Consider the following 20,691-nt stretch of genomic DNA (forward strand, 5'->3'; position numbering starts at 1 on the left):
AGTTTGGAACAATGCTCGTAGACCTGCTCAGCGAGAGCTACGCGGCGGAATTTGATGAATGTTGGGAGCGTGAGCGGACGGCGACGCCCGTCAGGGTGTTCGCAGTCCGTCTCCACGCGACCGGTTGTTCTCTTCGAGAGACACAAGCAATTCTTCGCTTGATCGGTGTGGAACGCTCTCATCAAGCGATCTGGAACTGGGTACATCGGCTGGCTGACAGCGTTCCAGACCCGCCGACGGCGAAGCCGTCGCGGGTCGCCATTGATGAAACCGCTGTCAGGATTAACGGAGACTGGTCTTGGGTATACGCTGCAATAGACTTGGACTCAAAACTAATTCTCGATGTCGCAGTGTTCGGACGTCGAGGCACCGATCCAGCTGCTGCGTTTCTGCATCGGTTGACCGAGAAACACGATCTATCCAATACCGTGTTTCTCGCTGATGGCTATGGATATCTGACTGCCCTCTCTCGATTAGGATTGAGCGGTCAGCTCGACTACGTTGATCGAAACCTGATCGAAAAGTGGTTTCACACCTTGAAGATGAGAGTTGACCGCTTCCATAACTCGTGGGTGGGCAGTCGGGCGAGCGTCAGAGAATGGCTTGAACAGTTTGTACACTACTACAACACACAACGACCACATCAATCACTCAACGGACAGACGCCAGCGGAGGTGCTAAACTAGACAGTGCCCGAGTTTGTGAATCATCACGATCGCATCCTCTCCGTCCCGATAGTACTCGGGCACCGTTCGCAACGCCTCGAAACCGAACTGTCGGTACAGGCGTTTTGCCCGCTCGTTCGACCGTCGTACCTCGAGTTTGACCGAATCGGCTCCCCGCGCGGCAAGGACCGCGAGCGCTCGAGAGAGTAGTGCCGACCCGACACCCGTCTTCCGATTGTCGGGGTGGACGGCGATATCCTTTACGTGGCCGAGTTGGCGGCCGAACCCGTCGGTGAGGTCAGCAACGATGTAGCCGGCGACGGCCCCACCCTCGAGCGCTACGAGAAATCCGGGAGAGCCCAAAAACCGTTCGAACGCGTCGTAGGGCCACGGCTGGGCGAACGATTCGTTCTCGATACGAGCGATCGCGAGTAAATCCGCACGCTCGGCGGGTCGAATGGAGAAGCCTTCGTCCGCGTTCACCCAGGAAGCCGGCCGTGTCACGGGTGGACGTACTCCCGGCGCGCTCAAAGAAGTAGCGCTGGCCAACGCGATGTCGGCCGACGAGACGGCAATCCACGCAACGGCGCCAGCACGCCCTACCACCTCACTGCGCCGGAATCGCGTCGGTGTCGAATTGCTCCGTCAGCCGCTTGAGTTCTTCGAGTGCGTCTTGTTCTTCCCGAAGATTCTCCTCGAGCAGGTCCGCACCTTCGTCTAGCCCGAGTTGATCTGCGAGTGGAATCAGGTTGCCGTAGGCCGCAATTTCGTAGTGTTCCGTCTTTTCCGCAGCCGCCATATTGTGGTAGTCGAGGACCTCCTGGGAGGGCGACTCGGCCGCAAACTCCTCGTACTCCTGAATGAGCCCCTCGATTCCTTCACACTCTTCTTTCTCGGGGGGCTCGCCGAACAGGTCGAAGACTTCCTCTAAGCGTTCGATCTGGGTTTCAGTCTCCTCGCGATGTTCGGCGAACGCCTGTGAAATCTCCTCGCGTTCGGTGTTCGACTCGAGGTCCTCGAGCGTGTCCATCAGCTGATGCTCGGCGTGATAGATGTCCTCGAGACCGTGTTCGAACAGGTCCTGAATCGTGTCCATGCTCATAGCGGGATCAGCCGATCGTTCGCCACTCGCGCGAAAAAGTCACGAGCCTGCGACGGCAGGTCACGAGGGCCGCCTACGGCTCGTCTCCACCGTCGTCACCGCCAGTTACTGTACTCTCGACTCGATCCGCGTACGCCTCGAGATCCGCCGCCAGCGTCCGCGCTTGATCGGACGTCAGTTCACACTCGATCAGATGCTTCGGCAGATGTTCTTCGGCGAGATTGTCGAGTTCGAACTGCAACCGGACGGTCGTCGGCTCGTCCGCATCGGTCGTCGCGTTTACGACCGCGACCGACTCCCACTCGAAATCCCGGCCCGTCGCCGTCGCTTCGACGTACTCGAGCGTCGTGTGTGCAGTGACCGAAATCAGTCGATCGGACATACCCTATCAACCATCGTCCGAATACTTAGCAGCCGCGACCAGGCACCATCGTCCATTCGATGTCGGGCGACGCCTCGTCCCGGTCACCTCGGACCCATTCGGTGACCCTCGAGTCCGTCTCTACTGCGCTACTTCGAACGGTCAGTCCAACCGGGCTACAAACTCGACCGGAGTACTGCCCCATGTTCCGGTTGTTTTTGCCCCTACACCGTGCCCGATCGAACATCCTACTGGAGTTCAACAACTGAACAGACCAATCGAGACACAGCTGCGACAGTCACGACCGCACGCACCTGCTGATACCCCAACCGACACACGACCACCTCTCGAGAGTGAATGTGACCAACCACAGGTGACGTCTACGTCGTTCACACCTCCCCCTCTCACCTCACAAGATAACACGCCGCTGAAAACTCCAGATTTTTACGTCAAAGATAGCGGCAGAACTAACCGATAGAGCCGAGTACGGGTATCGCTTGCGGGCGAAGCGGTACTTATGCCGATCCTGTTCGAAAGAGTAGCCATGACTGATGCGGGCAACTGCAACCCCGAGCCACTCGACTCTGAGGAAGACTCAACTAACCGTGACGACGCGCATCTCGACGACATCGAAGAGGGTGCCGGTTGCACAGAGATCTGGGAACACCTCGCCGAAAAGCGCAATGAGTGAGTCCCCAACGGCAGCATCGCCATTTATTACGTTGAGAGGGCTAGCAAGGTTATGACTGACAATCGGGCCGGCGACCGCTCACGAACCAGGCGCGATCGAAGGCGCTCAGTTCCAACGGATCGTGAATCACCCGTCGGTGAGCCAGTTATTCGTGGAGACGAATCAGTCACCGGTACACGAGCCCGTGACGCCGTCCAATTTGACCCAGATAATCCAGACAGCCTCGCCGATGCCGCCGAAACCGTCCGCGAATTTGCGAGTGGCTCGACGAACGACGACCACCTCTACATGCTCCGCGGCGCCGCCGCATGTGCCGCTCTCGTCCGCGGTGAAGGATCGTACAAAGCAGCAGCCGAACGTACCGACGGCGAAGCCACGATCTCCTTCATCCGAAAATGGGCCCGCGTTCACGACCTTCCTCGAGCAGTCCGCAAGCAGGTCGCACTCGGCGGAATTGCACCCACTGCTGCAAAACACATCGCCCGCGTCGGTGGCGAAGCGAGACACCTCCTCGCGTGGGCCACACTCGATGGGAACCTCACCGTCCGCGACGTCCGCGCGGTCGCAAGCGCCGTCAACGACGGCACCCCTATCGAACACGCCCTCGCCGACCACAACGTCACACTGGGACAACTCGAAATAACACTCTCTCCGACAACCTATCGCGATCTCCGCCGCCGCGCCTCGATCGACGGAACCAATCCCGGAGCGATCGTCACCGACGCACTCGAGCAGTACTTCGAGTAAGTGGTGACGAAGCGGTCACCAGATTACAAGTCGATGACGCTTCTTTCTCGTACCAGCAGCCACTGACTGACGAAGAAAGAAACGTTTAACCATTACTCGACGGAAGTAGCATACGAAGGGCCGGTAGCTCAGTCTGGCAGAGCGTCTGGCTTTTAACCAGACGGTCGCGTGTTCAAATCGCGCCCGGCCCGCTTTCCTGTCGCGAGCAAATTCGCGAGCGACAGGTAACGGAACCGGCGCGATTTGAAGTAGACCAGAAAGGCACAGCGAAGCGAGCATTTCTGGGCGTAGTTCACAATCGCGCCCGGCCCGCTTTCCTGTCGCGAGCAAATTCGCGAGCGACAGGTAACGGAACCGGCGCGATTTGAAGTAGACCAGAAAGGCACAGCGAAGCGAGCATTTCTGGGCGTAGTTCACAATCGCGCCCGGCCCGCTTTTACTCGAGCAATCACTCGAGCGACGGGTAACGGGCTTGGTATAATTTGAAGGAGACGGATCGAAGCCTGCACGACGGACCGAGCAAGAACGTCTCGGTATAATTTACGACAGTTAGATTGATACTAGCGAATTCTACGAACTGGCACCACACGAGTTAGTGTACGGTATTCCGCGGATCGGCTCCATAATGCAGTTCCAGGCTAGCTACCAAGAGGTTCCACCGACGCTTCAATTGCGCTGTAAGCAAGGTTAACGACTGCAAAGTCGGATCACGGGCCAATGTCACGATAAAATTACGAGAACTCAAGCCAAGGGCCGGATTTGAACCGGCGGTGGGCGGCTCTGCAGGCCGCTGCGTTCGGCCGGACTCTGCCACCTTGGCGCAATCTCGTCTTATCACCCCGTTCGTTTAAGCATAGCGGTACAGTACAGCCGTTGCTATCTAACTGTATTGGCTATACGCAAAAAACCCACAGAGCGATTGCTGTTGCTCTGTGGGCTTGTTATGAGTTCAATCCCGTGAGGGATTGAAAGAGTATGAGTGAAGGCGGCGAATCGGGGATCCCAGAGGCTCGCGCACTCCAGTACGTGCCGATACGCAGACGAGCTTATCTTCCGTGTTCGGGATGGGTACGGGAGGCACCTCGTCGCTCTGGCCGCCGTAACGCCGATCGACGGACTCGAACCGTCGCTAAACCGTAATCGGTGGTCTCCGACCGTGTGTATGTGTAGTCCAGTTTGCGTCCGGACCCGTTCACCGCGTCACGGATCCAATGCGATAATGTATGACTGTGTGGCTCGATCGATTAGTGCTCGCGGGCTCAACGCCTCGTTGCCTTGGCGCGTACACCCCGAGTCTATCGAACTCGTCTTCTACGAGTGATCTCAGTGGTATCTCTTTTCCAGGTGGGTTTCGAGCTTAGATGCGTTCAGCTCTTACCCCGTGGTGCGTCGCTGCCCAGCACGTGCCCTCTCGGACAGCTGGTACACGAGTGGCACCCATTCGTAGTTCCTCTCGTACTATACGAACGTTCCCGTCAGATACCGTAACACCCCCAATAGATAGCAGCCGACCTGTCTCACGACGGTCTAAACCCAGCTCACGACCTCCTTTAATAGGCGAACAACCTCACCCTTGCCTGCTTCTGCACAGGCAGGATGGAGGGAACCGACATCGAGGTAGCAAGCCACCCGGTCGATATGTGCTCTTGCGGGTGACGACTCTGTTATCCCTAAGGTAGCTTTTCTGTCAGCAATTGGCCGCATCAAGCAGCCTAATTGGTTCGCTAGACCACGCTTTCGCGTCAGCGTCCGTCGTTGTGCCGGACACTGTCAGACTTCCGTATGCTCTTGCGCTCTTTCCCGCGTCTCCGACGCGGGTGAGGAAATCTTGGGGCGCGCTCGATATCTTTTCAAGCGCGTACCGCCCCAGTCAAACTGCCCGGCTACCAGTGTCCTCCGCCAGGAGTGAGAGTCGCAGTCACCATCGGGTAGTATTTCAATGCTGGCTCGGTGAGCCGCTAGCGCGGCTACCTGTGTAACGCCTCCTACCTATGCTGCACAATGGCGACCACGTCTCAGTGACAGCCTGCAGTAAAGCTCTATAGGGTCTTCGCTTCCCCTTGGGGGTCTCCAGACTCCGCACTGGAACGTACAGTTCACCGGGCCCAACGTTGGGACAGTGGCGCTCTCGTTGATCCATTCATGCAAGCCGCTACTGAAGCGGCAAGGTACTACGCTACCTTAAGAGGGTCATAGTTACCCCCGCCGTTAACGGGTCCTTCGTCCCCTTGTAAGGGGTGTTCAGATACCCGCACTGGGCAGGATTCAGTGACCGTACGAGTCCTTGCGGATTTGCGGTCACCTATGTTGTTACTAGACAGTCGGAGCGCCCGAGTCACTGCGACCTGCCTCTTTCCGAGGCAGGCATCCCTTATTGCGAACGTACGGGACTAACTTGCCGAATTCCCTAACGTCGGTTATTCCCGACAGACCTTGGCTTTCGCTGCCACGAGTACCTGTGTCGGATCTCGGTACGGACTGTGTGCTTACCTTTTCACGGGCTCTAGGTTGACCTCTCTTTCGCTATCCAGCCATTCGATCGCTTCCTGCCATTACGGCTTCCACGATCTTCGACTGTTCGACCGGGCGAAAACCCGGTAGAGGCGGCCCCAAAGCGTCGGCTTTGAGTGCACACTGGCGTAGGAATATTAACCTACTTCCCTGTTGTCAGCTTCGACTTACGGGCTGACTTAGGACCGGCTAACCCTCAGCTGATCAGCATTGCTGAGGAACCCTTACTCGTTTGGCCGTCGAGGATCTCACCCGACTCACGCTGCTACTATGACCAGAATTTTCGTTACTGCACGGTCCACACGACCTCTCGGCCGTGCTTCCGCCCGAACAGTACGCCAACCTACAGGATCACTCCGTCAAGAGTGCCGCTAGGTCTCGGTGGTGGACTTGAGCCCCGATCATTTTGGGCGCCTCAAACCTCGGCCGGTAAGCTGTTACGCTTTTCTTAGAGGGTAGCTGCTTCTAAGCTCACCTCCCGGCTGTCTAGGGCTTGAGACCACCTTCGATCGCACTTAGTCCACACTTGGGGACCTTAACCCAGCTCTGGGTTGTCTCCCTCACGGTACACAGGCTTACCCCGCGCACCGGACTCCCTGCGTCAAACGACGTTCGTAGGTTCGGAGTTGGACAGGGGGGCACACTCCTCTCGGAGTGCGATCCCCCAATCCGTTGCTCTACCCCACGAACTATCTCGGCAGAGGTCATGCTTCGACATGTTTCGGTTGGAACCAGCTGTTTCCGGACTCGATGGGCCTTTCACCCCTAGACATAGGTCACGCGAGGGTATTGTAGGACACCAACGCTAACAGGCCTCCACGTGGCTTTCGCCACGCTTCACCTTGCCCATGCCTAGATCGTCCGGTTTCGGGTCGTGCCCGATTGACTCCCCGCGCTTGAACACGGCGGCCCTTGTGCAAAGCACTGCGGCCATGTCGGTTTCCCTACGCCTTCCCCGATACCCGGGTTAGACTCGTCAATCAGGCACACTCTCTGGTTCGTTTTTCAAAACGTACGACGGAACACCGGCTTCCCGTGATGCTTACTACAGGTTCGCACCTGATTCATTACTCACAGGACCTTGTGTGCCCCGTCGCTCTATCGCCAACTGATTTCACGCCCTATTGCACCTCCCTTCTGGGGGTACTTTTCAGCGTTCGTTCACACTACTTGTTCGCTATCGGTCTTGAGGAGTGTTTAGTCTTCCCAGTCGATGCCTGGGATATTCACGAGGGATATCCAACCCCCGATACTCTGGAGCTGACTCGTCTCATACTAATCTACACTACGGGACTGTCACCCTGTCTCGTGCTCTATTCCAAGAGACTTCCTGCAGATCTTCTGAAAGTGATCGTCAGTCCGAACACCACATTGCCCGAAGGCTTCGGTTTGGACTACATCGCGTTCCTTCGCCAGTACTAACGACATCACATTACGTTTTCTTTTCCTGCCGATACTGAGATGTTTCAGTTCTCGGCGTTCCCCATTGCGCGAAGCAATTGCGGTGGGGATTCCCATTCGGAAATCCTGAGTTCTTTCCCTCCGTGCGGGTCCCTCAGGCTTATCGCAGCTTGGCACGTCCGTCTTCAGCTCTCAAGCCGAGCGATCCACCAGCTGGCACAGTAGCCACGTTCATCGGATCGGGATTACATCAAAGATGTAATCGTTAAGTGACCCGGGAACGGGTCCAGTGGACGCCTGGACTACACGTACACACGGTCTCATCTGCACGCCGGTAGACGGCCGGCCTGCATTGACCCTTCCCAGCCACACTTGCGCGGGCTGGTGCATCGGTTCTGCTTCGGATTCAATCCTCGGGCCGTCTCCCACTTAAGAGACACGATCCGTGATTGACTCCGAGTCATGGACCCACAGGGATTCGAACCCTGGGCATCCTCCTTGCAAAGGAGGCACTCTACCACTGAGCTATGGGCCCACGTCCACCACTCGATGGTGGACACGAGATGACTGTTAGCCTTGGTAGTTCTGAGGTGCTCGATCGGCCTAACGGTGGGCGATCGAACGTGAACTGCGTGACGGATAACCGTCACGACTTCTGGGCTGGGGCAACGCCCCAGTCCCGGTCTGTGGAGGTGATCCAGCCGCAGATTCCCCTACGGCTACCTTGTTACGACTTAAGCCCCCTTGCGAAGCCCAGATTCGACCCCCGTACAGGGGCCTCATCCGGACCTCACTCGGGTGCTTTGACGGGCGGTGTGTGCAAGGAGCAGGGACGTATTCACCGCGCCCTTCTGAGGCGCGATTACTACCGAATCCAGCTTCATGAGGGCGAGTTTCAGCCCTCAATCCGAACTACGACCACGTTTCGGAGATTAGCGCCCCCTTTCGGGGTTGCATCCCACTGTCGTGGCCATTGTAGCCCGCGTGTCGCCCAGCACATTCGGGGCATACTGACCTACCGTTGCCCGTTCCTTCCTCCAGTTTGGCACTGGCAGTCCTCCTAATGTACCCAACCACCACAAGGGTGTTGCTGGCAATTAGGAGTGCGGGTCTCGCTCGTTGCCTGACTTAACAGGACGCCTCACGGTACGAGCTGACGGCGGCCATGCACCTCCTCTCAACGGCTCCAGTAAGCTCATCACACTGACCTTCACGGCACGTTGTCGATGCTGGTGAGATGTCCGGCGTTGAGTCCAATTAAACCGCAGGCTCCTCCGGTTGTAGTGCTCCCCCGCCAATTCCTTTAAGTTTCATCCTTGCGGACGTACTTCCCAGGCGGTCTGCTTCACGGCTTCCCTACGGCACAACACTGGCTCGTAGCCAGTGTCACACCTAGCAGACATCGTTTACAGCTCGGACTACCCGGGTATCTAATCCGGTTCGTGACCCGAGCTTTCGTCCCTCACCGTCGGATCCGTCCTTCCAGAGCGCTTTCGCCACCGGCGGTCCGTCCAGGATTACGGGATTTCACTCCTACCCCAGACGTACCCTCTGGATCTTCCGGTCCCAAGCCACACAGTTTCCACCGGACGCCTGCGCGTTAAGCACGCAGATTTCCCGATAGACTTGTGCGGCCAGCTACGGACGCTTTAGGCCCAATAATAGCGGTCATCACTCGTGCTGCCGGTATTACCGCGGCGGCTGGCACCGGTCTTGCCCAGCACTTATTCCACCACCACCTTACGGTGGTGAAAAGCGAGGACTATATGCCCTCGCACTCGGAGTCCCCTTATCGCACTCGCGTGCAGTGTAAAGGTTTCGCGCCTGCTGCGCCCCGTAGGGCCCGGTATCTTGTCTCAGATACCGTCTCCGGGCTCTTGCTCTCACAACCCGTACCGATTATCGGCACGGTGGGCCGTTACCCCACCGTCTACCTAATCGGCCGCAGCCACATCCTATGGCGCCTGAACGTTTCGCGCTCGCGCCACTTCCAGGCAGCGAGCGGTATTCCGCATTAGCCTCAGTTTCCCGAGGTTATTCGGATCCATAGGGTAGTTTGGCCACGTGTTACTGAGCTATCTGCTACGAGTCTGAACTCGTGCAACTAGCATGGCTAAATCGGACTCCAATAGCAATGACCTCCGGCAGGATCAACCGGAATGCTATATCTAACTCCCAGCCCCAATGGGCTGGGAGGGCTAAATTTGGCGGTGAATGTCGTATCCAAGATACACACTCACACATGGGTCCACGTTCGATGTCCCCCAGATCGTCGACCGATCAAGCGACACCGAACTACCAAGGCTAACATCAAATCCCATCTATACGGCGGACCGCAGGGGTGAGATTCTCATTTCCTTCGGATCTACTCCTAAGCCATCCGGGGTACATAACCCCTTCGGACCGGAGCGATCCATGCTGATGGAGCGAGTTGAACGCCCCATCGATCACATTTTCTTTTGCATTCCATCCGAGTTGCCTTATACACTTAAGGGCGTCGGATCGAAGCTCGCCGGAAGTCGCATCCGGCGAGCGATTACGATTCAATCTGAACGCCCTGGGACGTATAAGGGCACCGGATCGTCGAGCCAATCGACATCGACCCAACAGATCAACGGCAGATACCCCCATACGACACACCCCCTGGATGAACCAGCGGGATCGGTACAGGTGGATGGAGTGTCAACCTCCGTGCCGGGAAACGGCCAGAGGGGACGTAGCGGAGTGCGCCACGTCGTTCGCATTACTATCGGATGGTGGGTACATACATAAGGCCGTCGAACGAGACGGCCATAGAAACCCGCTACCATGGGACGATTTTACACTGTTCGAAGAACACTGCCATCGACGTACCGTACGCTCGAGGAACGGTCGCTACTCCAGAACGAGCACTAGCAGCCGTAGAATATCACGCGGGCGGAGGTCGGCCGGTCATTCCACCCTTGCAGGCACGGTCGGGCCGAATGAGACCCGCGTAAATTGGTCTCGAGCGTGCACGCGCAAGAACCTGTCGTGACCGAGTGCGACTGAGCCGGTGTGTACGTGCGAATGTATCGATGGCGATAAACCCCGCGCGTCGTAAGAGATACACGAATGGTCCGGGATCCGATCGCGTCGGAGTCAACGCCGCCAGCAGAGGAAATCTGTGCTGCGCTCGACGACCCCGATTGTCGTGAAATTATCCGGAACCTCGAGGAGCCGATGACGGCGTCGGAGCTCACGGCCGCGTGTGAGATTCCACAGTCGACGCTGTACCGGAAACTCGAGGTGTTGACCGATGCGACGTTACTCGAGGAGTCCACCGAAATTCGTCAGGATGGACATCACGCGAGCAAGTACGCGGTTGCGTTCAACGAGATTACGATCGTGTTAGACGACGACCGCTCGCTCGCAGTCCAGATCGAGCGTCCAGCTCGGACGGCGGACGAACGACTGGCCGAGTTGTGGTCGGAGGTGCGAAAGGAGACATGAGTCCGATCGATGTCGGTGGAACCGAAATTGCGCTCGCACTCGCGGTCGTCAAGACGCTCGTCCTCGTCGTCGGGAGCGCGATCACGTATATCGCGTTCAAGGCGTACAGACGGACGCGCCAGCGTGCACTCGGAATGCTCGCACTCGGGTTCGGCCTCGTAACGCTCGGACTCGTGCTGGCGGGGTTGCTCTACGAGTTGCTCAGCGTGCGACTCGCGACGGGGATCTTGCTCGAGAGTCTGCTCGTTCTCGCCGGGTTCGTCGTCATCGCGTACTCGCTGTACGTGCAATAAGAAAGAATACCGGGTCTGTTTTCAGCCGTCGTAGCCGGCTTCCTCCATAATTTCTGCGAATTCGTCGGTTTCCATAGCGCTCTCGTAGACGATGGCGGTCGCCATTCCGCCGGGATAACTTCCCTCGGTAGTGACGTGGTGGACCTTGTGGCAGTGAGCCGGGTAGATTCCGGGGTCGGCGTCGGCTTCGAACTCGAGGGTGTAGCGTTCGGCGGGTCCGATGGTGATGACGTCCTCTTCGTGCTGGGCAGATTCTGGAATCGGCGCGCCGTCCTTCTCGATGGCGGTGAACCGGTGACCGTGCGTGTGGAAGGGGTGTGATTCGTAGCCGTTGTTCGCGATGTGGAGGTGGACGGTGTCGCCTTCCGAGACGATCAGCGGCGTTCCGAGTTCGGGGTGGAACGTCGTTGGCGCGCTACGGCCGTTGAGCGTGTACGCGTCGGAGGATCGTTCGACCGGGTCGTACTCGGCGTCGCCGCCTGCTTCCCACTCGTGGAGGTCGGTATCCCAATCCCGCAGCGTGAAGAAGTACTCCCGATCCGGTGGTTCGTACCCCTCGGGATCGACGCGGAGGATCCCGTACATTCCCATGTCGAGGTGATTGTGCGTTTGGTAGTGACAGTGGTAGACGTGCGTGCCGGGGACGTCGCCTTCGAGCGTGTAGGTGTGGCTCTCGCCAGCAGTGACGTGTTCGCGGGTGCTGACTGGTGCGCCGTCGTCCTCCCAGGATTTGCCGACAGCGTGGACGTGGACGGTGTGTGAACGATTGTGATCGCTGTTGTCGTAGGTGAGTTCGAACGTGTCGCCTTCGGACAGTCGGTAGATGGGACCGGGAACGGACGGACCGAGGTCGTCCGCCTGCCAGGCCCAGACTTCGGGGAGCTCGACGGGACCGTCCGGCGAATCAGCACTGACGAGTTCGTGACGGGCCGGAACCGTCCGGAGGGTCGATTCGTACCCCTGATCGGCGATATCGACGATCTGTGGTGGTTCGGTGTACTCGTAGTCGGTGAGTGGTTCGTCCTCGCTTTCGTCATCAGTATCGCCGGTATCGTCGTCGCTCTCGAGCAACGACGCACAGCCGGCGAGTCCACCGAGTGTGCCCGTGGCTGCGATCGATAGGACGGTACGTCGGCGAATTCGGTGGGGAGTGGTGGGCGTCATGCCGTCAGTCGATAGTCGGGACCGGGGAGAGAAGATGAAAGCGAGAGTTCCCATCGGTCGGGAAGTTCGACGCATACTCCAGCGCGTAATGGAGTCATACGGTCCGAAAACGGGAGAGTCGGCGAAGTGAAATCTCGACGCGACGGCGGACTACCGGTTCAGCGTGTGAATCGCGTGGCCGAGCGCGTTCTCCGCGGCTTCCATCACCGATTCGGAGAGCGTCGGGTGGGCGTGGACCGTCGACGCGACATCCTCGAGCGTGGCGCCTAACTCGATCGCGAGACAGAGTTCGGCGATCAGTTCGGAGGCTTCGGGGCCGACGATACTGGCTCCGAGGACGTATCCATCGGATTCCTCGGCCACAATTTTGACGAAGCCGTCGGCGTCGCCGGTCGTCAACGCGCGACCGCTGGCCCGGAAGGGGAACTGTCCGACGACGGGGTCGTAGCCCGCTTCTTCGGCGTCGGTTTCGGTCAGCCCGACGGTCGCGATTTCGGGATCGGTGAAGACGACGGCGGGCATCGCCTGGTGGTCGATCGCGGCCGGTTCGCCGGCGATGACCTCCGCAGCGGTCTGTCCTTCCATGCTCCCCTTGTGGGCGAGCATCGGCTCGCCGGCGACGTCGCCGACCGCGAAGATGTGGTCGACGTTCGTACGCGCGCGCGTATCGGTTTGGATAATTCCACGGTCGTCCGTTTCGACGCCGGCAGCCTCGAGATCGAGCGTGTCCGAGACTGGTTCGCGGCCAACGGCGACGAGTACCTTCTCGACGTCGAGTTCGAGGCGTTCTTCGTCGATCGCTTCGGCGCTGCCGCCGTTGGCCGCCGCACCGTCGACGGGTTCGGCGACGACGCGGATGTCCTCGTCCGGTTCGTACCACTCGGAGGCGGTGTGCTCGAAGACGAACTCGATTCCCAGATCGTTCGCCCGCTGTTTGACCGGCCGTTTGAGGTCGTCGTCGTATCCCGGTAAGATCGAATCCAGCATTTCGACGACGGTGACGTCGGTCCCGAGTTTGGCGTAGACGCTGGCCAGTTCCATGCCGATGTAGCCCGCACCGACGACGACCAACGAGTCGGGGACGGAATCGAGTGCGAGCGCCTGTCGCGAGTCGATGACCGGATCGGCGTCGAACGAAAAGTCGGGAATCGCGATCGGACGCGAGCCGGTTGCGACGATCGCGTGTTCGAACTCGAGGCTTTCAGAGCCCTGCCCCTCGCCGCTGTGAGAGATTCGGGCGGTGTGCTCGTCGACGAACGTGGCGGTTCCCTCGAGCAGGGAGACTTGATTCGCCTTGCAGAGCTTCTCGACGCCGCTCGTGAGCTGGTCGACGACGCCGTCTTTCCACGAGACCATTCCCGAGAGATCGATCGCCGGGTCGGCGTGGATACCCATCTCCTCGGCGGTCGCGGCTCCGTGTGCGACGTCGGTCGCCGTGATCAGCGCCTTCGAGGGGATACAGCCGTGGTTCAGACAGGTACCCCCGTAGGCTTCCTTCTCGACGAGCGTGACGTCCAGATCGAGTTGCCCGGCGCGGATCGCAGCGACGTAGCCCGCGGGGCCGGCCCCGATCACCAGAACGTCCGTCGCGGTCGTGACGTCTCCGACGACCATCAGTTCGGTCCCTCCCTCGTGTGTCGTGTGTCAGCGTTCATAGGTCGTAGTAGTCGGTAGTTCTGCTACGGTCACTCGAGCAGTAGTAAGTGTGGGTTTTCGAGAGACTCCATCACGGTGTTCATAAACTGTGCGCCGATTGCACCGTCGATGAGTCGGTGATCGAACGACAGCGAGAGCGTCAGGACGGATCGCGGTTCGATCGTCTCGGTGCCCTCCTCGTCGGTCACGACGCGTGGCTTGCGTTTGATTTCGCCGACGGCGAGGATGCCCGCTTCGGGGTAGTTGAGAATCGGCGTCGCGTACTCGCCGCCGATGCCGCCGACGTTGGTGACGGTGAACGTCGATCCCTGCAGTTCGGTGGGACTAACCGTGCGCTCGCGGGCCTTCTGAACCAGTTCGTTCATCGAGGACGCGAGCGCTAAGAGCCCCTGCTGGTCGGCGTTCTCGACCACCGGCACTAACAGCCCGGCGTCGGTCGCGGTCGCGATGCCGACGTTGTAGTAATCGCGGTAAACGATCTCCTCGGCGTCGTCGTCGATGACCGCGTTCATCTCGGGGTATTCCTTCAGCGCTGCCACGACGGCCTTCACGATGAAGGGCATGTAGGTCAGCCGAATTCCGCGATCAGCAGCGCGAGGTTTCAGGTCCTCGCGAGCCTCGACGAGGGCGGTGACGTCGACCTCGTCGTGGTGGGTCACGTGTGGGGCGGTGAACTTCGACTCGACCATCGCGTCGGCGGTTCGTTTCCGGACGCCCGCGAAGGGTTCGCGGCGTTCGCGTTCACCGTCCGAGAAGTCGACACCGGTCGCGTCGGCCGCTCCGCCGGCCTCGAGTCCCTCACTCTCAGCCCCCTGTCGCTTGGCCTCGGCGTACTCGCGAACCGCGTCGGGGGTGACGAACGGTTGGCCGTCACGCTCTTCGACGGCGGGGACGGCGTCGATGTTTACTCCTTCCTCCTCGGCGATCCGACGAGTTGCGGGCGCAGCCAACGTCTGCTCACGGTCTGCGTCCTCGAGGTCGGTCGACGGAGCGGACGTGGCTCCGGAAACGGAGGAAGTCGTCGGCGTCGCCTCCGTCCCTGCTCGGTCGTCGACAGTGTCACTCGAGTCGCCAGCCGTCTCCGTGTCGCTCGACCCAGAATCAGGGGTTTCCTGCCCGCCATCGTCGGCTGCGCTCGCCGCTCGAATGTCGGCCGCGGTGATCCGACCGCCCGGGCCGCTGCCCCGCACGCTCGAGAGGTCGAGGCCGTCCTCGCGGGCTTTGCGTCGGAGTCTGGGCGGGACGAAGACGCGATCCTGGGGCGTTCCAGTCTCCTCGGTATCGGCACCGATCGCACCGGGACTGCCGGCCTCGCTCTCCTCGTCTGTCGGGGCGGATTCTGCGTCAGTTGTTGGTTCAGTTTCCTCGTCCGCGCTCGCGGATCCGCTGTCCGGCTCGGCCGTCTCCGCGTCCTCGCCCTCGAGCGCGAACGTGACGAAGACGTTGCCGACGGGGATCACGTCGCCTTCCGCGTAGTGTAACTCGCTGACCGTGCCGTCGACCGGCGAGGGAACCTCGACGAGCGCTTTGTCGGTTTCGACCTCCGCGACCGGTTGATCCTCCGTGACCTCGTCGCCTTCTTCGACCAGCCACGAGACCAGTTCGCCCTCCGCGACGCCCTCGCCGACGTCCGGCAGCTTGAACTCGCGAACCATCTCAGAACCCCACCGCGTCGCGAATGCCGTCTTCGATGCGCGCCGGTTCGGGCAGGTAGTAGTCCTCGAGCGCGTACAGCGGGAACGGCGTGTCGAAGCCCGTGATCCGTTCGACCGGCGCTTCCTGATAGAGCAGGGCCTCCTCCTGGAGCGTCGCGGCGATTTCAGCGCCGAGACCGCCCGTTTTCGGTGCCTCGTGAACCACCGCCGCGCGGCCGGTTTTCTTGAACGACTCGACGATCGTCTCCTCGTCGAGTGGCGAAAGCGTCCGCAGGTCGATCACCTCGGCGTCGATCTCGCCCTCGAGGTTCTCCGCGGCCTCGAGCGTCGGCCGAGTCATCGCACCCCACGTGTAGACCGAGATGTCGCTTCCCTCCCGGCGAACGGCGGCCTCGCCGATCGGTACCTCGTATGAGTCCGTGGGAACGTCCTCTCTGAACGCCCGGTAGATGAGCTTCGGCTCGAGGAAGATCACCGGGTCCGGATCGCGAATCGCGCTCGTGAGGAGGCCTTTCGTGTCGTAGGGGGTCGACGGCATGACGACCTTGAGCCCGGGCTGGTGGACGAACATCGCCTCCGAGGACTCGGAGTGGTGTTCCGGCGCACGGATCCCGCCGCCGTAGGGGGCGCGGACGACCAGCGGACACGTGTATCGCCCGCGCGAGCGCGTTCGGAGGCGCGCGGCGTGGGAGACGATCTGGTCGAATGCGGGGTAGATGAATCCCAGAAACTGCATCTCGGCGACGGGGCGCATTCCGTAGGCGGCCATTCCGATGGCCGTTCCGACGATACCCGACTCCGCGAGGGGCGTGTCGACGACGCGATCATCGCCGAACTCCTCGTAGAGGCCCTCCGTCGCCCGGAAGACGCCGCCGTTTTTCCCGACGTCTTCGCCCATGACGAGGACGTCGTCGTCGCGTTCCATCTCGGTGTGCAAGCCGTCTCTCACTGCTTCGACCAGCGTGAGACGCTCCGATTCGTCGTGCGTTTGCGATCGTGTCTCGTGTGTTGCCATGTTATCCTTCCAGGAGCTCGTCGTCGCCGTGTCGCTCGCGGATCGATTCGAAGTACTCGAGCTGTCGTTGTAAGCGTCGGGGCATACCCTCGTAAACGTGTGCGAAGATTTCCTCCGGATCCGGGCGTGTAACCGACTCTGCGGTGTCGATTGCGTCGGCGACGCGCTCCTCGATTTCCGAGTCGATTCGCTCGACGCGCTCGTCGTCGAGGATCCCCTCGTTGCGAAGGTACTGCTCGAGTCGCGGAATCGGGTCCTTTCCTTTCCAGTGTTCGACCTCCTCGTCGTCGCGGTAGACGGAGGGATCGTCGGCCGTCGTGTGCGCGCCGTAGCGGTACTGGACGGCTTCGATCAGCGTCGGGCGCGTCGCGCGGCCGGCCGCGCCGTCGCTCTCGACTGAGTCGGGATTCTTGGCCTTCTCGACGGCGTCTCGAGTGACCTTATAGACGGCGAGCGGGTCCATGCCGTCGACCTGGACGCCCTCGAAGCCGTAAGCCTCGGCCTTCTGGGCCAGCGTGGCGCTGGCGGTCTGGCGCTCTCGAGGAACGGAGATGGCCCACTGGTTGTTGTTACAGAAGAAGACGTTCGGGGTGTCGAAGACGCCCGCGAAGTTGAGCCCTTCGTGGAAGTCGCCCTCCGACGTGGCACCGTCGCCGAAGTAACAGAGGAACGCCTTCTCTTCGCCCTTGAGCTTCGAGGCCCAGGCGGCCCCCGTCGCGTGGGGAATCTGCGTCGCGATGGGGACTGCGACGGTGAAGATGTTCGCATCGTCTGGAATCTGGTTGCCCCGTTCGTGGCCCATCCAGTAGAGCAACGTTCGTTCCAGGCTCATTCCACGAACCAAAGCGGTGCCGTGTTCGCGGTAACTCGGGAACACCCAATCGTCGTCGGCGAGTGCGTACGCGCTGGCGATCTGAGAGGCTTCCTGGCCGGACAACGGGGGGTACGTCCCCATTCGGCCCTGGCGCTGGAGGCTCACGGCCCGTTCGTCGAAGTGACGAATCAGGCACATCTGCTCGTACATCTGGACGAGTTCCTCGTCGGTCAGGTCGGGGACATCGGCACCCTCGAGAACCCGTCCAGACTCGTCGAGAATCTGTACTCGGTCTCGGGGGCTGCGTTGTAGCGTACTCACGGGTAAACCCACCTGTACATACCCTAGGGAACAATCGCTCACAATAAAGGAGTTTCCCAAAATAGGGTATCAGAGAGGTATTTCTTTCACTCGAGTCCGTCAAAAGTGGACGTGTTTGATCAGTTTTGGCTAGTATCGTCCGAATTGGGGACGGCAAGTTTCGACGGCGAGGCGACGGCCGCGCGGGGCGCGCCGGTGAGCGACGTTCGCGTCGGTCGCAACGGAAGGGTGCAGACAGTACGAACGAGGCTGGCTCGAGCACGAAACAGGAACCGACGCGCTCGCAAACCGATACCGCTCCCAAACCGACGCGCACGCGAGTAGAGAATGAACTCGAGAGGAAGTTAGCTTCGAGAGTGCGTCTGGCCGGCACCGCCTGCACTTCGAGCCTCGGCTCTCGCCTCGGCGACGCTCTTGCCCTCGCGCAAGACGGCGTCGACGAACAGTTCGCCGGCCTTGTAGGACGAGCGAACCATCGGCCCGCTGGCGCAGTAGAGGAAGTTCAGTTCGTCTTCGGCGACGCGACGCCACGTCTCGTACTTGTCCGGGTGGTCGTAGCGTTTCACCTCGAGGTGATCGCTCGAGGGCCGGAGGTACTGTCCGAGGGTGACGATGTCGACGCCGCGCTCGCGCAGGTCCGCCATCGTCTGGTAGACTTCGTGGTCGTACTCGCCGTGGCCGAGCATGATCGACGTTTTCGTGTAGATGTCGGACTCGCGTTCGACCTGCTCGAGAACGGAGAGGCTCTGCTCGTAGCCCGCACGACGGTCACGGACGGGAAATTGCAGGCGTTCGACGGTTTCGACGTTGTGTGCGATGACGTCCGGTTCGGCGTCGATGATCTTTCGGACGAGGTGAGCTTCCCCCTGAAAGTCCGGAATGAGGACTTCGACGAGAATCCCCGGGTGTCGATCCTTGATCTCGCGAATCGTCTCCGCGAAGTGACCCGCCCCCTGATCCGGCAGGTCGTCTCGGTCGACGCTCGTCAGGACGACGTAATCGAGTCCGATCTCGGCGACCGCGTCCGCGACGTTCGCGGGTTCGTCGGGGTCGAGCGACTCCATTCCCCCGGTCTGGACGTCACAGAAGTTACAGGCTCGAGAGCAGCGATCGCCCATCAACATGAACGTCGCCGTGCCGCCCGAGCCCTCGCCCGTCCCGGCCCCGCCGGACCAGCACTCACCGAGGTTCGGGCAGTTGGCCTCCTCGCAGACGGTATGGAGGTTCCGCTCGCGCAGCGTCTCCCGAATCCACGCGAACTCCCGACCCGACGGCGGCCGCATCTTGAGCCAGTCGGGCTTGCGAGTGGTGCTCATACCGGAACGAGGGGAGCCACCGTGAAAAACCGTGGTGATCCGGGGGCCGTGGCTACCGAGAATTTCGAGACGAAGCCCCCTCGAGGCCGAGTACGGACCGGTTTCCACCACCGGGCAGGCCACTCTCGAACCGGTGCTATCGCCGCTGGCTACGATCGAAACCACCCCGTTCGTTTCGTTTGGAGCGGATGAGTTTCAGCCGAGAAGGACTGTATGGGCATCGTACTCCCGGTAGATTTACCAGAGAGAGTAGAATAGCCACGGTTCATGGCGTTCAGCACGACTCCCGACTGGTTTCACATCAGCGACGAAGACGATGTCGTCTGGGAGAGTCGGCCACATCCGATCACGATGGGAGTCGGGCTCCCCGCCGGACTCGTCCTCATCCTCTTCGGATTCGTCCTCGCCGGGTGGACCGCGAGCGACGGCGTCGGCGTTCTGACGGTGCTGGGCCTCCTCCTCTTGATCGCCGGCCTCGCCCTCGCCGGCGCTCGCTACCTCGTCTGGACGAACACCCGCTACGTGATCACGACCTCCGAGTTGTACAAGAAACACGGCGTGATCTCGAGGGACGTAACCCAGTTTCGCCTCGATCGCGTCCAGAACACGAGCCTCAACCAATCGATGATCGGCCGTGCACTCGGCTATGGCGACCTCACGGTGTACACGGCCGGGTCGGGCGACCCCGAGCTGACGTTCGAGCGCGTGCCGAGTCCGGAGCGGGCCTCGAGTCTGTTGAGCGACCAACTCGACGAGACATCGGCAAACGATCAAGTCGTCTGAGACCCCATACACCCGGATTCAACCGTTTTAGAGTGGTTTTGGTATTGTAGTTATTATTACATAAGTTTCCGTGAAAACCACAAGACTCATTATATCAACTGGCTTTCGGACCCGATACAATGTCACGATTGGCGACAGCCAACGACGGTCCAGCATCGCGTGGCTCGAGCGTCGCGGCGAGTGCCGGACTCGGCGTGCTGGCGGCCGCGATCGGCTACCTCGCGTCGTACGTGCTCATCATCGACGAGGCCCGCGAGGCCGTGGGCGACGGCGTCGCCGACTGGAAAGGCGTCGCCTGGTACTTCTACAACGCACATCTCGTTGACATCGAGACCAGCGGAGAGTTCGGCGCCTGGGGCGGAACTGATACCGCTAACCTCATCGCCGAATCAGGAAGTACGAGCGCGACGTTGCTGTACGTGCTGCCGCCACTCGTGTTGTTCACGATCGGGGCGATTCTGGCCGCCCAGTGGCACGTGAACGATATCGGCGGCGCAGTCCTCGCCGCCGCACCGGTCACGATCGGGTACGCAGTCGTCCTCAGTATCGGCGCACACGTCGCCGAATCCAGCAGCGAAGGGACGTTCGGACCGATCGAGATGAGCGGATCCGTTGCGCCGGAACTCCTCCCCGCAATCTTGCTCGCTGGCATCCTCTACCCGCTGGTGTTCGCGACCGCGGGGGCAGTCCTCGCGTCGACTCTCACCGGTCGATAGTCGGGTCGC

The 20,691-nt window shown here is 60.4% G+C and carries 16 protein-coding genes, 3 tRNA genes and 3 rRNA genes; 8 read left to right on the forward strand and 14 right to left on the reverse strand.

Features of this window, described 5'->3' with window-relative positions:
* Positions 1-11 precede the first annotated feature (11 nt).
* Complete coding sequence (locus BB347_RS12950) at positions 12-686, forward strand: IS6 family transposase (protein ID WP_077202633.1); 675 nt, start codon at positions 12-14, stop codon at positions 684-686.
* Here BB347_RS12950 and rimI read toward each other — a convergent pair.
* From rimI to BB347_RS12965, 3 genes are all read right to left on the reverse strand, one after another.
* Positions 678-1,169 (reverse strand): ribosomal protein S18-alanine N-acetyltransferase, encoded by a 492-nt coding sequence (rimI, locus tag BB347_RS12955; protein WP_076584440.1) that lies wholly within the window; start codon positions 1,167-1,169, stop codon positions 678-680. The genes BB347_RS12950 and rimI overlap by 9 nt on opposite strands.
* A gap of 103 nt (positions 1,170-1,272) precedes the next feature.
* Positions 1,273-1,767: a DUF892 family protein gene (locus BB347_RS12960; protein ID WP_076584441.1), complete on the reverse strand. Its 495-nt coding sequence runs from the start codon at positions 1,765-1,767 to the stop codon at positions 1,273-1,275.
* A 73-nt stretch (positions 1,768-1,840) separates the two neighbouring features.
* Positions 1,841-2,149 carry a DUF6360 family protein gene (locus tag BB347_RS12965; protein WP_076584443.1) on the reverse strand — a complete coding sequence of 103 codons (309 nt, stop codon included), beginning with the start codon at positions 2,147-2,149 and terminating at the stop codon, positions 1,841-1,843.
* Between the two features lie 523 nt (positions 2,150-2,672).
* Between BB347_RS12965 and BB347_RS19365 the strand changes: the two genes are divergently transcribed.
* From BB347_RS19365 to BB347_RS12975, 3 genes are all read left to right on the forward strand, one after another.
* Positions 2,673-2,819, forward strand: coding sequence for a hypothetical protein (locus BB347_RS19365; protein ID WP_168170954.1), 147 nt, complete (start codon positions 2,673-2,675; stop codon positions 2,817-2,819).
* 51 nt (positions 2,820-2,870) lie between these two features.
* Positions 2,871-3,566 carry a DUF7119 family protein gene (locus tag BB347_RS12970; protein ID WP_076584444.1) on the forward strand — a complete coding sequence of 232 codons (696 nt, stop codon included), beginning with the start codon at positions 2,871-2,873 and terminating at the stop codon, positions 3,564-3,566.
* A 117-nt stretch (positions 3,567-3,683) separates the two neighbouring features.
* Positions 3,684-3,757: transfer RNA gene (locus tag BB347_RS12975), tRNA-Lys, on the forward strand.
* Positions 3,758-4,310: 553 nt separating this feature from the next.
* Here BB347_RS12975 and BB347_RS12980 read toward each other — a convergent pair.
* The 5 genes from BB347_RS12980 to BB347_RS13000 all read right to left on the reverse strand — a co-directional run bounded on the left by BB347_RS12980 (position 4,311) and on the right by BB347_RS13000 (position 9,639).
* A tRNA-Cys gene (locus BB347_RS12980) sits at positions 4,311-4,386 on the reverse strand.
* Between the two features lie 160 nt (positions 4,387-4,546).
* Positions 4,547-4,668: ribosomal RNA gene (gene rrf, locus BB347_RS12985) — 5S ribosomal RNA — on the reverse strand.
* Between the two features lie 124 nt (positions 4,669-4,792).
* Positions 4,793-7,712, reverse strand: a 23S ribosomal RNA gene (locus BB347_RS12990).
* A 229-nt stretch (positions 7,713-7,941) separates the two neighbouring features.
* Positions 7,942-8,013, reverse strand: a tRNA-Ala gene (locus BB347_RS12995).
* A 152-nt stretch (positions 8,014-8,165) separates the two neighbouring features.
* Positions 8,166-9,639 (reverse strand): 16S ribosomal RNA (locus BB347_RS13000).
* Together the 16S, 23S and 5S rRNA genes with 2 tRNA genes alongside form the textbook arrangement of a ribosomal RNA operon.
* 932 nt (positions 9,640-10,571) lie before the next feature.
* Here BB347_RS13000 and BB347_RS13005 point away from each other — a divergent pair.
* Both BB347_RS13005 and BB347_RS13010 read left to right on the forward strand, forming a co-directional pair.
* Positions 10,572-10,949: a winged helix-turn-helix domain-containing protein gene (locus BB347_RS13005; RefSeq protein WP_076582958.1), complete on the forward strand. Its 378-nt coding sequence runs from the start codon at positions 10,572-10,574 to the stop codon at positions 10,947-10,949.
* Positions 10,946-11,242 carry a DUF7521 family protein gene (locus BB347_RS13010; RefSeq protein ID WP_076582959.1) on the forward strand — a complete coding sequence of 99 codons (297 nt, stop codon included), beginning with the start codon at positions 10,946-10,948 and terminating at the stop codon, positions 11,240-11,242. The genes BB347_RS13005 and BB347_RS13010 overlap by 4 nt, the downstream gene beginning before the upstream one ends.
* Before the next feature lie 21 nt (positions 11,243-11,263).
* Here the strand turns inward: BB347_RS13010 and BB347_RS13015 are convergent, their stop codons facing one another.
* The 6 genes from BB347_RS13015 to lipA all read right to left on the reverse strand — a co-directional run bounded on the left by BB347_RS13015 (position 11,264) and on the right by lipA (position 19,183).
* Positions 11,264-12,406: a multicopper oxidase domain-containing protein gene (locus BB347_RS13015; protein ID WP_076582961.1), complete on the reverse strand. Its 1,143-nt coding sequence runs from the start codon at positions 12,404-12,406 to the stop codon at positions 11,264-11,266.
* A gap of 150 nt (positions 12,407-12,556) precedes the next feature.
* Positions 12,557-14,020: a dihydrolipoyl dehydrogenase gene (gene lpdA, locus BB347_RS13020; protein ID WP_076582962.1), complete on the reverse strand. Its 1,464-nt coding sequence runs from the start codon at positions 14,018-14,020 to the stop codon at positions 12,557-12,559.
* A gap of 71 nt (positions 14,021-14,091) precedes the next feature.
* Positions 14,092-15,717, reverse strand: coding sequence for a dihydrolipoamide acetyltransferase family protein (locus BB347_RS13025; protein WP_076582964.1), 1,626 nt, complete (start codon positions 15,715-15,717; stop codon positions 14,092-14,094).
* Position 15,718: 1 nt separating this feature from the next.
* Positions 15,719-16,732: an alpha-ketoacid dehydrogenase subunit beta gene (locus tag BB347_RS13030; RefSeq protein ID WP_076582965.1), complete on the reverse strand. Its 1,014-nt coding sequence runs from the start codon at positions 16,730-16,732 to the stop codon at positions 15,719-15,721.
* Position 16,733: 1 nt separating this feature from the next.
* Positions 16,734-17,867: a pyruvate dehydrogenase (acetyl-transferring) E1 component subunit alpha gene (pdhA, locus tag BB347_RS13035; RefSeq protein ID WP_076582967.1), complete on the reverse strand. Its 1,134-nt coding sequence runs from the start codon at positions 17,865-17,867 to the stop codon at positions 16,734-16,736.
* A gap of 344 nt (positions 17,868-18,211) precedes the next feature.
* A complete protein-coding gene (gene lipA, locus BB347_RS13040) occupies positions 18,212-19,183 on the reverse strand; it encodes a lipoyl synthase (protein WP_076582968.1) in 972 nt (323 codons plus the stop codon).
* A 267-nt stretch (positions 19,184-19,450) separates the two neighbouring features.
* Here lipA and BB347_RS13045 point away from each other — a divergent pair, with 267 nt between their 5' ends.
* Both BB347_RS13045 and BB347_RS13050 read left to right on the forward strand, forming a co-directional pair.
* Complete coding sequence (locus BB347_RS13045; protein WP_076582970.1) at positions 19,451-19,966, forward strand: PH domain-containing protein; 516 nt, start codon at positions 19,451-19,453, stop codon at positions 19,964-19,966.
* Positions 19,967-20,085: 119 nt separating this feature from the next.
* Positions 20,086-20,682 (forward strand): hypothetical protein, encoded by a 597-nt coding sequence (locus BB347_RS13050; RefSeq protein WP_076582971.1) that lies wholly within the window; start codon positions 20,086-20,088, stop codon positions 20,680-20,682.
* The last annotated feature ends 9 nt before the right edge of the window (positions 20,683-20,691 follow it).

It is taken from the genome of Natronorubrum daqingense (assembly GCF_001971705.1).
Lineage (GTDB): Archaea > Halobacteriota > Halobacteria > Halobacteriales > Natrialbaceae > Natronorubrum > Natronorubrum daqingense.

Coding starts and splice junctions, on each gene's coding strand:
- BB347_RS13050 (WP_076582971.1), top strand. CDS start 20,086: ATGTCACGATTGGCGACAGCCAACGACGGTCCAGCATCGCGTGGCTCG.
- BB347_RS13010 (WP_076582959.1), top strand. CDS start 10,946: ATGAGTCCGATCGATGTCGGTGGAACCGAAATTGCGCTCGCACTCGCG.
- BB347_RS13005 (WP_076582958.1), top strand. CDS start 10,572: ATGGTCCGGGATCCGATCGCGTCGGAGTCAACGCCGCCAGCAGAGGAA.
- BB347_RS13025 (WP_076582964.1), bottom strand. CDS start 15,717: ATGGTTCGCGAGTTCAAGCTGCCGGACGTCGGCGAGGGCGTCGCGGAG.
- BB347_RS12950 (WP_077202633.1), top strand. CDS start 12: ATGCTCGTAGACCTGCTCAGCGAGAGCTACGCGGCGGAATTTGATGAA.
- lipA (WP_076582968.1), bottom strand. CDS start 19,183: ATGAGCACCACTCGCAAGCCCGACTGGCTCAAGATGCGGCCGCCGTCG.
- lpdA (WP_076582962.1), bottom strand. CDS start 14,020: ATGGTCGTCGGAGACGTCACGACCGCGACGGACGTTCTGGTGATCGGG.
- BB347_RS12970 (WP_076584444.1), top strand. CDS start 2,871: ATGACTGACAATCGGGCCGGCGACCGCTCACGAACCAGGCGCGATCGA.
- BB347_RS12960 (WP_076584441.1), bottom strand. CDS start 1,767: ATGAGCATGGACACGATTCAGGACCTGTTCGAACACGGTCTCGAGGAC.
- BB347_RS19365 (WP_168170954.1), top strand. CDS start 2,673: ATGACTGATGCGGGCAACTGCAACCCCGAGCCACTCGACTCTGAGGAA.
- BB347_RS13045 (WP_076582970.1), top strand. CDS start 19,451: ATGGCGTTCAGCACGACTCCCGACTGGTTTCACATCAGCGACGAAGAC.
- BB347_RS13030 (WP_076582965.1), bottom strand. CDS start 16,732: ATGGCAACACACGAGACACGATCGCAAACGCACGACGAATCGGAGCGT.
- BB347_RS12965 (WP_076584443.1), bottom strand. CDS start 2,149: ATGTCCGATCGACTGATTTCGGTCACTGCACACACGACGCTCGAGTAC.
- BB347_RS13015 (WP_076582961.1), bottom strand. CDS start 12,406: ATGACGCCCACCACTCCCCACCGAATTCGCCGACGTACCGTCCTATCG.